Source organism: Bacteroides sp. AF34-31BH, assembly GCF_003602795.1.
GTDB lineage: Bacteria > Bacteroidota > Bacteroidia > Bacteroidales > Bacteroidaceae > Bacteroides > Bacteroides uniformis.
In genome coordinates this window covers 1-16,797 of sequence record NZ_QTLV01000021.1, presented here as the reverse complement: position 1 = coordinate 16,797, position 16,797 = coordinate 1, and the positions used below count along the sequence as shown (strand labels likewise).

Genomic DNA, 16,797 nt, shown 5'->3' with positions numbered 1-16,797 from the left:
GTGGTACACGTTTCAAATGCTACCCGGGTCCCTTTTCAAGTGTTAGCTACAACTATGACATGGTTACCAAAATTTTATTGGCTTATACCCATATATTCTTAACCCAAACTCATACCACTATGTATAAATCTTGATTGGAATCAGTCATAAATAAACATAAACCCAACCTTGACCAATAGTAAAATTAAAATCAGAACTGGGATAGTCGTTGATATAATTTACAACTTCTTTATTTCAGCCCATGAGAGGGTGGTGGACAATCGATACCCCACATCTTATTTTGTCTGTTTCCCATTTTCAAGATCAATACACCTTCATTTATCAAATCCTCATGTGCAAACCAGGCATGATTCAATTCTTTGCCATTGAGAGTGGCCGACTGGATGTATTTATTTTCATCTGACACCCCCTCTGCTATAATTGTGAAAAACTTGTTGTTATGTAACTTGATACGGACCTCACTGAACATCGGACTGCCAATGGTATAAATAGGCAGTCCCGGAGTGACAGGATAAAAACCGAGAGAAGAAAAGACAACAAAGGCTGACATGCCCCCTCCATCTTCATCCCCAGGAATGCCCATCAAATCATTGCGAAACCACATCTTTAACAACTGGCGGATACGCTTCTGAGTTTTCCAAGGCTGACCAGCATAACAATAAAGATAAGGAATATGCAGAGACGGCTCATTCGCCATGGAGAATTGTCCCACATTGCCAGTATGATCGGGTAATTGAGAATAGAAATCAAATTTACTTTTTCCCAAAGACTCATTGAACATCTGATCCAAATTGGCAACAAACTGTTCCTTGCCATTCATCAGTTCAATAAGGTCGGCAATATTATGCGGCACATCCCAACGATACACCCAACCATTATTTTCTCCATAATACTCACGGGCACCCTGACCACCAGAAAAGCGGTAATCAAATGGGCTAATCCACTTGCCATTTTTATCCTTTGGATGGAAAAAGCACGTTTCCTTGTTGTAAATATGGCGATAATTAAACGAACGACAACGATAGTAGGCAGCTTCTTCATCCTTATTTAGCATTTCGGCGATGCGTGACAGACACCATTCGTCATACGCCGTTCCGAGTGTCACGGCTACAGATTGACGTTTTTCGAAGGAATGTACATTCGGATCAGTTTCCTTTTCATCAGGCTGCAAAGCAGGGATATACCCCTTTTCTTTATAAAACAGATCAATCCAGCCACAGGTTGCTGCTGACCAAGGAGCCAATGTCTTCTCTTCAATAGCACGTTTGCACACATTGTATGCTTTGGTTAAATCAAACTTGATTCCTTTGGCAGCCGCATCTGCAATCGTAGCCACTCCATGATTAGAATTCATTCGTCGAGAATCTCCTGTAATTTCCGGGAAAGTAGGCATCCACATCGTTCCCATCTGTTCTGCCATACGCAAATAGGACCGAATGATGTCCAACTCCGTATTTTGATCGATAAGTACGCGTAATGGATGGGCTGCACGATATGTGTCCCATATCCAATCATCTGTATAGAAAGGCAAACCATAATCATTATGTACCCGATGATCGAACGCGCTGAAATAGCGCCCGTCTTCGCTGATACAGACTGGGCGTTCAAATACCCTGTACAAAGAAGTATAAAATACCCGCTTACTGTCAGTATCTCCTCCCTTAACGTCTATCTTGCCCAAGGAAGCATTCCAGATATTCCGCCCTTTATCAGCCAGTGCCACCACATCATAACCGGACAATTCACGTTCCATGTTTTTGCGAGCTTGTTCTTCACTGATAAATGAAATACCGTATCTTACACGCACATACTCAGTTTGTTTTGCAAAGGCCAACACCGCACACGCATTGTGACCTTCTGCAGTCGTCGTACGGCTCAATTTCCCATCCACCAGCATGTCTGATTGTACTGGCATCTGCTCAGTTTCCAAATACAGATAGACTCGAGTGTTGTTATCCAAATGCTGGTAACCACTGATATGGTTTTCCGCTACCTGAACTTTTCCGTGCTGGGAATTCACAATGAGATAAGCCGGTTTGTCCGTTTGGGTAAAGCGGAGTTGGTATAAAGCCGATTGACGTGAAGGCGCATACTTGACCTCAATTTGTTCTTCATCCAAAAACACTTCGTAATAGTAGGGCTTGACGTTCTCATGGTCATAGCTATAGTTTACGACCGGCTGTAACGGCTCTTCTTGGCAAGGACTAAGGTTAAAGGCCGAAGTGCCCCGATGGCTGGTAATGATGAGCGGCAATCCATGTAATTGACTACCTGTATAATCACTCCGTTCGGGATATACACGCAACATGCTGTTGGGCAAATGAATCGTAGGATAAGTGGGTACTAGTAAATGGCTGATGTTGCCCATATAAGGGTTGACATAGTCAACGGGAGTCAAGTTATGTTCTTTATTCGATCCCTGAGAGAGGGCGTACCCTGCGAATAAAAAAACAAACACAACACACAAAAAGTATAAATGTTTCATTTTCTTACAGAACTAAGGATTGTATTTGGGCTACAAAAACAGCAGCCATACGGTTTTGAATATAACAGTCTTTACCCCGGTTGGGATGCCATCCATACTCAACCCCATCAATACACTCTGTGTCATCGGCAAAGAGAGTGCTCGTTTGTCGGTGTGTTTCTGGATGCTCAACGGTCTTTGAAAAGCCAATCTGTTCATCAAATTTTACCAGTGGAAAGCCCCATTTGTCGGAGAGTTTCCTGATAGATTCATTATACACCACGCGTGCATCGTGCCAATGGGTACAAAGCAGAATCACAGCCGGCTTCCCCCCTTTCACACCGTAATACTTCGAACCTTTGTCAAATTGAAGTTGATAACAATCGGATATGTATTTCTTGATTACATAATCAAAAGCGGCCGCATAGTTGCCACGGGTAAAAGGCAAGGCATATTCGTGATAGTCCTTTTTCAGCTCATTCGGGGCATACACATCCCGGTTGTGTACCTGCATAATCACGAAGACATCCACCTCGTCCAATTCCTCACGGGAATACAAATCGCCACGTGACATTCGGTTCGCCACATCCGCAATGGCTTCTCCTCCGATGGCCCGGTTGATTCCCTTCGCACGCAACGCCTCACACCCCAACTCAAACCAACCGTTATCCACGGATGCAAAAGAAGCGCCTGACAAGAGAACGGTCAGCTTCTTCTTCTCATCAGACATTGATAAATAACCTTCTCGTACCGGAGAACATATATCCTGTGCCGGTAAAAACGAGACCCAGCAGTATAGGAGTAGTATTATAATATAAATCCTTTTCATCATAATTCATTTAAAAGATGTAACTTTCCGTCTCTAATAATCTTAAGAACCAATTCACCAAACAAGGAATTTTGCCAGGCAAACCACGAACGTGTGAACTTTTCAGGCTGATCTTTGTGAAAAGACTCATGCATAAAGCCTGTATTAGCATCCGTAGCCAACAGCATGGCAACGCACAATTTGATTTCCTCATCGTTCTCCGACGTCATGGCACGTATGATTATGCTCATGGGCCACACCATGTCCATTCCTATGTGAGGGCCACCGATGCCTTCGGCATATTTGCCCTTGAAAAAATACGGATTGTCCAGACTCAACAGATATTTTCGCGTATTCTGATAAATCCTATCCGAGGGCTTCACATCGCAGATGTAGGGCAAAGCCAGCAGACTGGGAATATTAGCATCATCCATGCAGAGCTGATTGCCGTATCCGTCCACTTCAAAAGCATAAATCTTTCCATAGGTAGGATGCTTGTGTATGGCATGTTTTTTCAACGCTTCGCCCACTTCCATATACAACACATTGCACGCACGAGCCATTGCTTTGTTTTTGTTCACCTTCAATAGGATCTCCTCCATCTGACGCAAGCTGGTCACAGCAAAAAAGTTGGAAGGAATCAGGAACGGATAAACAGTCGCGTCATCCGAAGGGCGAAAAGAAGAGGCAATCAGTCCGTTGGCACGGACCGGATTTCCATATCCATCGTTGGATAACGTGTCATACTGCCGGTCCGTCACACGTAAAAACGAATAATTACCCCGATTCTCCTTCCGTTGCTGGTCTTTGAAAACTGTCAGGATAGATTCAACCACCTGCATCCATTCCGCTGTAAAAACGCTGTCATCACCGGTTACTTTCCAATAATGATAAGCCAGACGAACAACATAACACAGCGAGTCGATTTCCCACTTTCTTTCGTGAATTCCCCCTCTCATTGGTGTCCTGTCATTTTGCCACTCCCCTTTTCCAGAGAGATCACGGTAGAACGCATTCGCATACGGATCCAGCAGAACTAATCTGAACTGTCGTAGAATCACCCCCCGAATCATTTTCCTCAACCGCTCGTCCTCATTGGCGTACATCAGATAAGGCCACACCTGGGCGGAAGAATCCCTAAGCCACATTGCCGGAATATCCCCCGTTACCACAAAAGTGTCGTCCTCCGGTTCCGATTCATAAAACACCGTCGTGTCCAATGTGTTGGGAAAACAGTTGGCAAACATCCATTTGAGCTTCTCATTTTTCAGTAGAGTGACCGTCTCCTCAATAACCCGTTCGACGACTTCTGACCGGAAAAGTCTTTTTTCCACCGGTGGACGTTTAGACGTATACATTTCAACATGATCGATCCATTGCATTTCTTGTCCCGAAGAACAAGGATGTGCAAAAAGTAGAGAACAGACCCATAAAGAGCCTATAGTGAGTAATTGTCTCTTCATCTTACAAAGCTAGTCTTACTGCAGGAACGTAATTGAATTTCGCACCGCCAATGTTAATTCTTGCGCCAATTCTAAAGTAATATTGCGTGCCGGATTTTATATTTTCATGTTTTAAGTCCAATTCCAATGTAAACTCATTGCCAAGGTACGAGTTATCCACACCTTGCTTTACCACAAACTCCTTGAGTGGTTCGCCAACATTCGGTTCACGGTGACCGTAAAGAGCCACTTCCGCCACCTCTTGGTCAACCGTCTTTTCTAGACGGAACTTAGCCACAACCTTGCTACCATTTTTTTGAATGGAAGCATTTTTAATACGGATGTAAGGCTGCACTCTGAAGTCATATACCGTATTACCTTTCACCACAACTTCTTGATCTTTGACAGACACAAAGTTACCACGCATCAGACTCATCGTATACGAACCTGCAAACATCACGTTGTTTCGATACGTACCATTGTTCTTAATTACCATGTATTGCGTTTCAGGATTCTCAAACCCATGTTCGATAAATTCGATTTGTGCCCCGTCAATAATATCCTGTTCAACCAGTTCGCCAGTTTCAATGTCTAAGATTTTGCCTTCAATGGTAGCATTCGGACCATCATAGTTGTCTATTTCCAACAAGTCGCAGGAAGTGACTGCAAACAATGTCAGCAAAGCGAAAGCCATATTTTTAATGTTACGTTTCATAGTTGCTATTGTTAAATTAGTGTTTTGGATTCTGAGTTAAACCATTGGTAGAAGTTCCAGGAATATGTCTGTAATAATGATGCGTTTGGAAAGTACAAGAGTTTGCACCCGGTACAAACTTACGCACAAAAATATACTGAGGCTTTTCCCCTCGTAAATCAATCATAGGCACCAACGCCATTTTACGGCGGTTATCGAATTCCGAATGGAAATCCCTGCGTCTAATCAAATCCCAGTAACCCTTATTTTCAAAAGCCAACTCAATTCTCCTTTCGCGCAACACATTATCAAGAGTCAAGTCAACCTCTGTAGTATGAGCTGCTCTCTTACGCAAGTCATTCAGTCCCTTCTTGGCCATATCCAGCAAATTACCATCCGTTTCACCCTTTTCAACAACCGCTTCCGCAAAGTTCAGCAAGATTTCGGCGTATCTGAAATCCATAAAGTCGGTAGTCGACTGCAACTCCTTGGTCACGGTCAGGTTCTCATTTAAGAATTTGCGCATCAAGAACCCCGTACGCGTACAGTTCGGTGTACCGTCAAAACCCGAATAATCCTTCGAGAATTGAGCACCGAATGTATAATACGTCTTACCATTATGTTCACAAGCACCCGGTGAACTCATCAAGTCACCATTCGGTTTAATCACCCCCCCCTGGATTACAATCTTCTTCCCTTTCCACACACTGTTCGGATACGTGATGCAAGCAAAAAAGCGGGCATCCTTATGCTTGAAGATTTCCTCCGGCGAATCAAAATGGCGATAAGCAACATACGGACGATAGCCTTCATTATCGCTCACCTTTCCATCTTCCGTAGTGATGATCGGAGCAGCATGCCCCGGATTGGTATAATCCTCATACAAGTCAATCAACTCAAGAATTGGATTGGTTCTACCTCTGTGAGGGAATCCTTCCGCATTCTGATTCGGATTGTTCCAGGCATCATAATCATGTGCAATCCGAGTACCCGGAGCTCCATAGCCTTTGATAAAAATAGCCTCTTCACCAGCCACATTCGGATCTGTGAAAAGCGCTCTGTAGTTAGCAATCGCTTCTTGCGCACTACCTGGATGCGCCTTATACAACCCAAACCTATTGGAAGCGATGATAGCTTTAGAAGCATCTATGCAAGCCTGATAATAACGGCTGGCATCTGACTTGTCCAAACCAACAAAATTCTTATCCACCGCTTCCCCTTCCAACGGAGCCTTGTCCCAATATTTAGCTACAGAAGCTGCATGTAATGCTGCCCTTGACTTCAGAGCATACGCCGTCCACTTCGTCGCCCTGCGCTTCTCTTCACTCGGATTGTTTCTGGTTTCCGGCAACAGACGAATCGCCCTGTCACATTCCTCCATCACAAAATCCCACGTTTCTTTTTCTGTGCTACGAGGTACCTTCAAGTTATCCGTATTCGGCTCAAACTCCTGATACTTCGTAATGATGGATACCCCCCCATAACGCTTCGCCAAACCAAAATAAGTATACGCCCTTAAGAAATGGGCTTCCCCCATCAACGCATCCTTTTCCTCTACCGAAATATCCAAATTGGGAATATACGTCATCAGCAGATTGATATTTCTGTTCAAAAAATACCCCTTATTCCACCAGTCATTGGCAAATTGGTTCCAGTTGGGCCATTCCGAATGGATGGCTTCCAGCGCATATTGCGCCAACGTCAAAGAACCAGTATTCCCTCTGGCGTTAAATCCGGCAGCAGGCATATATACAAAATCTTCAATCGGTGAACCATAATAGAGATCAGCTAGAAACGACTTGATACCATTGGGATCCGACAAGACACTTTCACCCGGTATTTTATTTTTTGGTTCTAAATCCAGAAAATCAGAACAAGCTCCACATAACACGAGCAAGAACCCCACAATTACATATTTAAAATTTAACATCTTTTTCATACGTATAATATTTAGAATGAAACACTTAAGCCTACATTAAAACTCTTTGTCAAAGGATAGTTGTATCCGGCACCATAGTCACCCTCCGTCTTTTCAGGGTCAAACTGTTTCAAGAACGAGTCGGTGAATGTAAAGAGATTGTATGCATTGAAATAGAGTCTCAAATTTTCAACACCATATTTTTTAGTAAATGTTCTAGGCAATATATAACCCACTTCAAAGCTCTTCAGGCGTAAATAAGACGCTTTCATGTTCCATGCCTGACTATCGCGGTAAGAAGAACCCATTTCCTGAGAGAAACGATTAGCAGGCCATTTACCAGGCACCCAATTGGTGTTGTCAGGATCATAGGAATCCTCCAAATGCCATCTGTCAAAGAAATAAGCAGGTAAATTACCATTGTTGAAGAACATTTGGCTGAATACCTCATTGAAACGGATGTTGTACATACCAGCACCTTGGAACACCATTGTCAAATCCATATTTTTCCATTGTGCATTCAACGTAAAACCATAAAAGAGTTTCGGTGTCTTGTTTCTGAATATCGGTTTGGTATCATAACCATTGATCACACCATCACCGTTATAATCATCATAGATATAATCACCCGGCAACAACTGCGTATTTCCTCTATTGTCGCAATGAATAGCCCCATGTAAAATCTCTTCATAATTTTGGAACTGTCCGACTTTGTCGAATCCCCAAACCAAGTCATTCCAACGGTTTGTATATCCATTCTTCCAACGGTCGTAACTGCTTCGTGCAGCCGGTTTATCCACTGTGCGATGCATGGTTCTGGCAATATTCATGTTGAAAGAAGCGCTGTAAGAGAAATCATTGATGCGATTTTTGTGAGAAATGGTCAAGTCAAAACCCTGTGTACGTTCACTTTCCACATTCTCCACCGGCATTGATCCACCAAACGTATTCGGCAAGTTGCCTTCTCTGATTTTCAACTTTCCGCTCTTGTGTTTCTTATAGAAGTCAAGTTCAAAATTCAGTTTGTTTCTTAGCACAGAAAACTCGACCCCCACATTATACATCTCCGAACGCACCCACGTAAAGTCCCGATTGATCACACCCGGAGCTGCCATCGTACCCAGGAACTTGCCATCTTCAAACTCATAACCAATATTCACATTAGGTGTGAAACCCATCACGTGTTGGAATGGCTCTCCTACATTTTCACCAATGACGCCATAAGAACCACGGATTTTCAAATTATCAATAAACGAAAAATTATCTTTGATAAAGCTTTCTTCAGAGATTCTCCAGCCGGCTGATAAAGAAGGAGAGAACGCCCATCTTTTGCCGGGTGCATAACGGTAAGAGCCGTCATAACGGCAAGCATATTCAAATAAATACTTACCCATGTAGTCATAGTTAAATTTACCGATGTATGCCATAGTTGTCTCTTCATGTTCCGTACCGCTATTCGTCTGTACCCCCGATGCATAATCCATCACATCTGTCGTGTAAAAATCATATTCACGTTTCAAGTAAGAGTGTTTCTTCTCATATTTCTTCTGTTCGTAAGCAACTAATGCCGAAACATGATGTTTGTCCAGGAAGGTTCTGTCGAATGTCACCTGCGCCTGCAACACAATGCGGTCTGCATCTTCCACATTATTGGCAATACGCGGCTTGTTTTTCAACTGATAATTCAAATCGGACGAATAAATGCGATAACTCTTCCATAAATTTTTATTGAATACACTATAGCTGTCATAGGCAATGGTGCCTTTCGCCTGCAGTCCCTTCAAGAAAGGCGCATCATAAGTCAGCGAAACAGCCGACTGAAGCGATTTGTTCTTGTCCACCGTATACCCTGCATGCTTTTTCTGTGACATCACCACCGGATTTTCCTGATTGTAGATATTCGCCGGATAAGCCGGGTCATCGTTAATATACGGACGTTCGTTCGGATGACTGATGATGGTACCTTTGTACATCCATATAAAGCCATCACCACCCGGGAAATCCCTCATGCCATAACGGCCCGAAACCATCACATCCGTTGTCAGATAACGGTTCAATTTGGCAGAAACATTGCTTCTGAACGTATAGCGGTCATAACCCATATCCCCACTCTTGAAAATACCGTCTTCATCATAGTAGCTGAAACTGAGGAAGTATTTCATAATCTTATTGCCACCCTCAATAGACAAGTTATGATTATGTCTCAAACTGGCTTTTTTCATGGTTTCATTGTACCAGTCCGTGCTTTCATAACCCGGTCCGCCAGCTCTCCACTTATTTAGTTCTTCATTGGTAATACTATGCACCCCGTCTCTATAAAAAATCGCATCATCGTACATTTCCAGATATTGGGCCGCATTGGCCATGAGGGGACGGTCAGTAACCTTCTGCCAGCCCACATTACCCGAATACGTAAACTGAGGACGGTGGGATTCCCCTCTCTTCGTAGTCACCACAATCACACCATTACTGGCATTCATGCCATATACTGCAGCGGAAGCGTCCTTCAACACCGAAACACTTTCGATGTCACTAGGATTCAATTGTTGGAATTCAACGCTACCATCGCGTACAATACCATCGATGACATACAAAGGTTCTCCATAGCCGCGGATGTTAATCATAGAATTAAAAGTACCCGGCTCACCATTCTGCTGTCTTATCTGCAATCCCGGCATCTTACCCTGTAAAGATTGCGCCAGGCTGGAGCTCACAGTCGTATTGATCTCCTTGGTCTTTAACGAAGCAATACTTCCCGTCAAGTTACCTCTCTTCTGCGTACCATACCCCACAACTACCACTTCATCAACTAGATTGGCATCCTCTTCCAGCGTAATTTCGTAATAATCCTTCTTCACTCTCAGTTCCTTCTTGCCGAAACCGATGTACGAAATCGTCAGCAAGTCGTTTTCGTGCGCATTCAAAGAGAATTTACCATTCAAATCAGAAATGGTACCACCGGCACCGTTTTCCACAGCAATGGAAGCGCCGATGATAGGAACACCAGAGAGGTCTCGGATAATCCCCGAAATCCTTTTGGCACTCCTCTGCTGTCCTTTCGACACTTTGGAATCAATTTTATACAACACCACATTCTTTCCCTTAATTTTATAGCCGATATTTTCCCCTTTGAAAACCACCTTCAAGATTTCCTCAATCTTTTTATTTTTTAAAGACACCGAAATCTTTCGCTTGGGATTGAACAGATTGTAATCATAAGTAAAAAACAGATTGTTCTTTTTTTCAATGATTGATAGCACCTCCGTGATGCTTTTGTTTTTCACATCCAGTGAAATGGTAACATTTTGAGCATGCAATGCAAGTACTCCGTTAAATAGGAATAAAAATGTTAACAAAAGCACAAAACTGCAAGAGTTCCTATTCCATCTACTAAAAAAAGTTACGCATTCTTTTAGATAGAAATAACTGGTTGGATTTTTCATAAATTTGTAACTGAGTAATTGATTTAATCTTTAATTAATTTATTCGACGACAAGGATTGTGAATTGCTGCAACAATTTGCAATCCTTTTTCTTTTTCTTCTTTTTCTGTTAATTGTCCTCCTTTCTTATTATAAATATATGTTCTTTTTCCAGATACGTCAATTGCCCACTTTCCTGCAACAAGTCCAAGACCTCCGTCAAGGTCGATTCCCTATGCACGTGGCAGAAGAACCGTTTTTTTTCAAGCGAAGGATCTTCAATGACAATTTCCCTGTCGAATTTCCGTTTCAATTCCAACACAATGGTCTTCAGTGTTTCCCCGGGGAACATCAGTTCCCCCGTCCGCCACGTACCAGCCGTAGAAGCATCCATTTCACGAATCGAACTCAGACCCGTTTCGAGAGAGACTGTCAGCATTTGATTGGGCTTTATCCGTATATTTTTATTCTTATCAGTATACACTTCCACCTGCCCTTCTTTTAAGAGAACTGTTGGATCCTCACCGGAATACGATTTCACATTAAATGTAGTACCCAGTACACGTACTTTCAACCTCTCCGTTTCCACCAAAAACGGCTTGTGTTCATCACGGTTCACTTGAAACAAAGCCTCACCTGCCAGTTTGACCGTACGGTAACCCCTAGCAAATTTGGTGGGATAAGTAAACCGGCTACCTGAGTTCAACCAGATGTGTGTACCATCCTCCAATACCAAATTGGCTGTCTGCGAGTTGGGGACAATTACCGTATTAAATCCAACCGGTCGTGTAACCTCCATGTAATATAACGTTCCCAACCCTACTGACAATACAATTGCTATTGATGCAGTTATTTTTAGGAAGAGTGATGATTTAGGTTTATGGATATCGTTTTTTTGTGTTGTATTGTATGTCTCCTGTTCCTTAATTTTGGATTCAGATCTACTCATCATCTTCTCTATCATCTTTTGGTAAGATGCATTCAGATGTATCTTTGTTGCATAGTTGGCTTCTTCTTTTTTCGACCAGATTTCCTCCAACGAGAACAAAAAAGTCGAGTTAGCAGGTTCTTCCCTTCTCCATTTGTTGATCTTTTTGTAATCCTCCTCCGAAGCGGAATGATTTAAAAAACGCTTTAATACATTTAAATCCATATTACAGTAATATATAATTCAACATTAGAGCAATCCAAATTCCGACATGCCTCAAGGACTTGCGCAATTCCGCGATGGCTTGGGCAAGGTGTGTCTGTACCGTACGTAAGGACACATGCATCTGATTGGCTATGTCCTTTTGTGACTTCCCTTCGAAGTAGAATAAGTTTAAAGCTTCCGCACGTCTGGGAGGCAATTGCCTGATTGCATTTTCCAGCAACTTATAGTTCAACTCCTCATTCGTTTCAGACATCGAAACAGTCGATTCAATTTTCTGGTTGTAATATTCACAACGATCAATGGCCAGTTGCCACTGTTCCCGGTAGTTCTCCACTACCTTTTGGTGCTTCAGATAGTTTAGACAACTGTTTTGCGTGGCTTTGAATAGAAAGGCGGCCAGCCTACTGGAAACAATCATATGATGTTGTTCCCAGTAAGCGACAAATACATCATGTACTATATCTTCAGCAACCTCTTCATCAACAAATTTACATGCATGAACCATCAATTTAGGATACAGTTCATCATAAACTTGTCTAAAATGACTGATAGAATCCCCCCCCTTTTCTTGCATTCCATTTGAATATTGAGAGTCCATAATAACGGTTTGTATCTGTGGCTATTTGATGGCAGACAATACGATTTTTTCCATAACCTCATATCCTTTATCTGTAGGGTGGACACCATCATACGTATATTCATCAATCATGCCTCCGTTCTCTTTGCTCATTTCACTGAAGTAATCAATGTAGTGTACATGTTTTGCTTTGGCAAGTTGCCGGATCCGCACATTCAGCTCATAAATCTGTTTCACTGCATCCGTAATGTCTTTTCTCCAAGGATACACATCAACCGGAAGAACCGAAGAAAGATACACTTTGATTTTATGTGATTTGGCTAACTCTACCATTGATTTGATGTTACTCACCGTATATTCGATGCTGTACTTACCAGTATTTTCGGCTATGTCGTTCGTACCGATGTTGATGACAACAGCTTTTGGTTTAAGGTCAATCACATCTTTTTGGAAGCGGAGCAGGAGTTGCGGACTGGTTTGACCGCTGATGCCACGACCTAAAAATTGATGACCTGTAAAAAAAACGGGGCGTTTGCTAGCCCATCCGTCGGTAATGGAATTTCCGATAAAAATCACTTTCGGATAAGTTTTGTTTTGAATGATGCGTTCATTATCCTTTTGATATCTTTCAAAATCAGGATACTCGCTCAGTGTTTGGGCCGTTGCCACTGTTGCGAAAAAGTACAGAAGAGCAAAGAATAAGTGTTTCATATTTAGTATTATTTAGTAATGATTGTTAGCAATATCTTATATTAAGACAACTACACTATCAAAAGTACGTATTCTAATAGTTAAAAGAAAAAGATTTTTATCTACTATGATATTACGTTTTATGCCTTTTGCTTTTTATTCCCGTCAACACCGTTCAAGGAAGCATTGTTCCCCTTTGACATTTTGATTGTCCACGATACTATTTACAATTGGTCCCATGCTATGTTTCACACGTATATCTTCACGTAATTTCTCTAACAATAAGCCCAACTCCGACAAAGAACCTCATTTACGATAGTGGTGATAAAACAACTGTCACTTTGGGAATTCGAAAAGAGGCATATGCCATTGACAACTAGTCTTAACTAAAAAATACAGCATTACAAATCATATTTTACTCTTCCTGCAAATTTAACACTTTTGTTATATACGCCATTCGGTCTCCGTTAGATCAGCCTGGTACATTTTTCGTTTGGCACCGCAAAGAAACTATTCGGCCGCGGAAACGTCAGTAAAAAAAATCAGCTGTTTTTAAAACATATATAGTCCTCATCATTATTTCTACAGCCCGAACATCTTTTTCAATCTCTAGACCGTACTAACACTCACTCCCTCGGTTCTGGCTATCATCTTCATCTGATAACTTTACCGGAAAGTCTTGACATACCGAAACGATTGCCGGACAAATCCATCGGACCATCATCCGCATATTCTCCCACTTCAACTTACACACATAAAAAACTGCCGTCTGACAAAACCCCGAAATCCTTACATGTGTGATTTTAAAAAAATGTTCAATTTCAAAAATGAAAGAAACATGAAAACAGAAACAAAAAGAATTTTGGAAAAGGCCCAGGCAGGTGATGCAGAGGCTCAGTATCTAACCGGTCTGTATTATGAGGATAAGGGAAATGCCGACGAGGCTTTCCTATGGTATGACCGTTCGGCTACACAGGGATTCGTATATGGAATCAACGCCGTTGCCATATATTACCTGAAAGGGATGGCTGTAAAGCATGATACCGGCAAGGCAATCGCTCTTCTAGAGAGTATTGCAGATAAATTCCCCACAGCCAAAGCCAATCTGGGCCATATATACCTGGAAGGGCAGGGATGTCCGCAGGATATAGGGAAAGGTATCGGGTTACTCGGACAGGCTGCGGATTCAGGTGACGGACTGTCGGCTTTCACAATGGGGCATATACGCCTCAAAGGGCTGTTTGGGACTCCCGTAATGTACAAGGAAGCGACAGGATGGTTCGAGAAGGCCTATGAACTGGGGATATATGACAGTGTGGACTTCCTCTGTGACCTGTATGAAGGTCTGTATTCACGGGGCATGAGGGACATCAGGAAATACAGGTTATGGTCGGATGTCAGAAAAAGCCTTGAAAAAGGAGGTTCCCGTACCGGTCTGGCAATGCCATCATCCGCAAATGGAGGCAATGTACCGGTATTCGGGGAGGCAAACGGCAGACAGTACATCATCATCGGCGGGGAGAAGGCTTATGTCGATCTCCTCGTTGCTGAGACATTCCTGGTCAATCCTGATCCGAAGGCCTATACGGAAGTGGAGCATATTGACGGCGACATGTCCAACAATGCGGCTGATAATCTCAGATGGATAAAAAAGCAATAAAGTCTATGGTAAAGAATATGAAAACGACATTGACAGAAAAGATTAATTGGACAAAGTACAACCTGGCTTATCCTGAGTTAGGAGATGTTATACAGATGATTCGCACGGGAGACATGCAATTGCATGACAATGAGTTTGGAGACTATACATTGAAGCAGGCAATAGAGCATATCAGAAGTGTAGCTCCAGGTGACATGCGGAAATGGAAAGCCAGACTCCTGCCCGCTGTTGCCTATAACGGTACATTCAGGGAACTTAACGGTGCGGGGCTGATTGAATACTCGCGTGTGACGGCATTGGATTTTGACCATATAGCAACACCGGATGAAATGATCCGGTTACGGAACAAGCTGATGATAACCGAATGTGTCCTGAGTGTTTTTGTTACACCCAGTGGAAATGGACTGAAGGCTCTGGTTTTGCATGACAATACAGATCCGGCCAGACATGAAGATTTGTATGGACAGCTACTGGATAAATTCTATGTGGCAAACAGAAATGATGCAAGCTGTAAAGACCTGGCACGCAGAAATTATCTGAGTTACGATCCTGACATCTGGACCAATCCAAATCCTGAACCGTACCCTTATGTCCCCACCATAAAGCCACAGGTACAGATGCCACAATCATCCGGGACAAGAACAGTGTCGGACAAAAGCATCATCAGCATCATGAACTCCCACTGGAAAAGGAACAATCCTGAATATTGGAAAAAAGGCAACAGGGGAAACTGCATCTTCAGGTTAGCCTGCTGGATGTGCAAATGGGGTGTTGACGAGGAATTGGCTACTGAGTATTTCATTGATGGCTGGGAAGATGACACAATGGATGAAAAGGAAATCAGAAGCCATGTGGGCAACGCCTATAAGACCGAAGAGAAGAACTTCGGAACATTGATATTTACAATACACTGATTTAATCACCCCTTTAAAAAAACAATTATGGCACTGACAAAAAGCCGGGGTAACATGTATCCTTTTGTTACCCACACGTGGAATGCAATAAAAGGAATATGTTTTCATGACTGCCCCTATTGTTACATGAAAAAATTCGATGGTCTGCTTCCTATACGGTTTGACCCCAAGGAACTGGAAGTAAACCTGGGTAACGGCAATTTTATTTTCGTTGGTAGCGGAACGGACGCATGGGCTTTCGACGTACCTTCGGACTGGATTGCCCAGGTTCTGGATTATTGTGACAAGTTTGATAATAACTATCTTTTCCAATCCAAGGACCCCATACGTTTCTTGGAGTTCATAGGGCATCCGGTAATGAAGAAATCGGTTTTGTGCACGACCATTGAAACCAATGTCTTTTATCCGGACATCGTAAGGAATGCTCCAGGTACCCGGAAACGTGCCAAAGCCATGCAAAAACTGGCGAGCCTTGGAATGAGAACCTATGTGACCTGTGAACCTCTGATAAAATTCGACTTGCCCGAAATGGTTGAACTTGTCAGCATGTGTTCTCCTGTACAAGTCAATATCGGCAGGAACTCACGACAGGACATTACCCTTCCCGAACCGACAAGGAATGAAGTGCAGGCATTGATAACCGAACTTCAGAAATTTACCAAAGTGGTAGTCAAATCCAATGCCAAGTGCTGGACTTGAGAATGTACTGACTGATTGGAAAGATAAAGGAGATGCTGCATAAGCTCTCCTTTAAAATTTCGTCAAAGCCAATAAAGAATCCATATGTCAAGGATACAGGTGAAAAATATTGCAAAATAACACCTTGTGAGTTAACCGGAGGCAAGTTTATTATACATATACTGCATATTTTATTATAATACCCACTCAGGCGGCGTGAGCCTACAACAAACGAAAGAAGAAAGATATACAATAGTTTCATGCAACTTTTTTTGTCAAAATGAGAGATTTTACTTAAAAGAAATAGATTGCATAAGGAAAAATATTGATTGTAGCTAACACTTGAAAAGGGACCCGGGTAGCATTTGAAACGTGTAC

The 16,797-nt window shown here is 42.5% G+C and carries 12 protein-coding genes; 3 read left to right on the top strand and 9 right to left on the bottom strand.

The window, feature by feature from the left end; all coding sequences use genetic code 11:
* Positions 1 to 229 precede the first annotated feature (229 nt).
* The 9 genes from DWZ67_RS19560 to DWZ67_RS19520 all read right to left on the bottom strand — a co-directional run bounded on the left by DWZ67_RS19560 (position 230) and on the right by DWZ67_RS19520 (position 13,188).
* The gene (locus DWZ67_RS19560) at positions 230 to 2,485 is read right to left on the bottom strand and encodes a GH92 family glycosyl hydrolase (protein ID WP_120139531.1); all 2,256 of its coding nucleotides are present in this window, start codon (positions 2,483 to 2,485) and stop codon (positions 230 to 232) included.
* A gap of 4 nt (positions 2,486 to 2,489) precedes the next feature.
* Complete coding sequence (locus tag DWZ67_RS19555) at positions 2,490 to 3,296, bottom strand: DUF5040 domain-containing protein (protein WP_005824118.1); 807 nt, start codon at positions 3,294 to 3,296, stop codon at positions 2,490 to 2,492.
* Positions 3,293 to 4,735 (bottom strand): glycoside hydrolase family 125 protein, encoded by a 1,443-nt coding sequence (locus DWZ67_RS19550; RefSeq protein WP_008665704.1) that lies wholly within the window; start codon positions 4,733 to 4,735, stop codon positions 3,293 to 3,295. The genes DWZ67_RS19555 and DWZ67_RS19550 overlap by 4 nt, the downstream gene beginning before the upstream one ends.
* Before the next feature lies 1 nt (position 4,736).
* Positions 4,737 to 5,429 carry a DUF3823 domain-containing protein gene (locus DWZ67_RS19545; protein ID WP_005824122.1) on the bottom strand — a complete coding sequence of 231 codons (693 nt, stop codon included), beginning with the start codon at positions 5,427 to 5,429 and terminating at the stop codon, positions 4,737 to 4,739.
* Positions 5,430 to 5,445: 16 nt separating this feature from the next.
* A complete protein-coding gene (locus DWZ67_RS19540) occupies positions 5,446 to 7,347 on the bottom strand; it encodes a RagB/SusD family nutrient uptake outer membrane protein (RefSeq protein WP_120139530.1) in 1,902 nt (633 codons plus the stop codon).
* 11 nt (positions 7,348 to 7,358) lie between these two features.
* The gene (locus tag DWZ67_RS19535) at positions 7,359 to 10,610 is read right to left on the bottom strand and encodes a TonB-dependent receptor (protein WP_227238993.1); all 3,252 of its coding nucleotides are present in this window, start codon (positions 10,608 to 10,610) and stop codon (positions 7,359 to 7,361) included.
* Between the two features lie 267 nt (positions 10,611 to 10,877).
* Positions 10,878 to 11,546 (bottom strand): FecR family protein, encoded by a 669-nt coding sequence (locus tag DWZ67_RS19530; protein WP_229031936.1) that lies wholly within the window; start codon positions 11,544 to 11,546, stop codon positions 10,878 to 10,880.
* A gap of 355 nt (positions 11,547 to 11,901) precedes the next feature.
* Positions 11,902 to 12,474 (bottom strand): RNA polymerase sigma-70 factor, encoded by a 573-nt coding sequence (locus DWZ67_RS19525; RefSeq protein ID WP_227238991.1) that lies wholly within the window; start codon positions 12,472 to 12,474, stop codon positions 11,902 to 11,904.
* A gap of 45 nt (positions 12,475 to 12,519) precedes the next feature.
* Positions 12,520 to 13,188 (bottom strand): GDSL-type esterase/lipase family protein, encoded by a 669-nt coding sequence (locus DWZ67_RS19520; protein ID WP_005824132.1) that lies wholly within the window; start codon positions 13,186 to 13,188, stop codon positions 12,520 to 12,522.
* A gap of 817 nt (positions 13,189 to 14,005) precedes the next feature.
* On the opposite strand from DWZ67_RS19520, the gene DWZ67_RS19515 reads away from it, so the two are divergent.
* The 3 genes from DWZ67_RS19515 to DWZ67_RS19505 are packed head-to-tail and all read left to right on the top strand — an operon-like array spanning position 14,006 to position 16,440.
* Complete coding sequence (locus tag DWZ67_RS19515) at positions 14,006 to 14,827, top strand: SEL1-like repeat protein (RefSeq protein WP_016274150.1); 822 nt, start codon at positions 14,006 to 14,008, stop codon at positions 14,825 to 14,827.
* Between the two features lie 17 nt (positions 14,828 to 14,844).
* On the top strand, positions 14,845 to 15,741 hold the full coding sequence (locus tag DWZ67_RS19510; protein WP_227238988.1) for a BT4734/BF3469 family protein: 897 nt from the start codon (positions 14,845 to 14,847) through the stop codon (positions 15,739 to 15,741).
* 27 nt (positions 15,742 to 15,768) lie between these two features.
* Positions 15,769 to 16,440 (top strand): hypothetical protein, encoded by a 672-nt coding sequence (locus DWZ67_RS19505; protein ID WP_044468988.1) that lies wholly within the window; start codon positions 15,769 to 15,771, stop codon positions 16,438 to 16,440.
* The last annotated feature ends 357 nt before the right edge of the window (positions 16,441 to 16,797 follow it).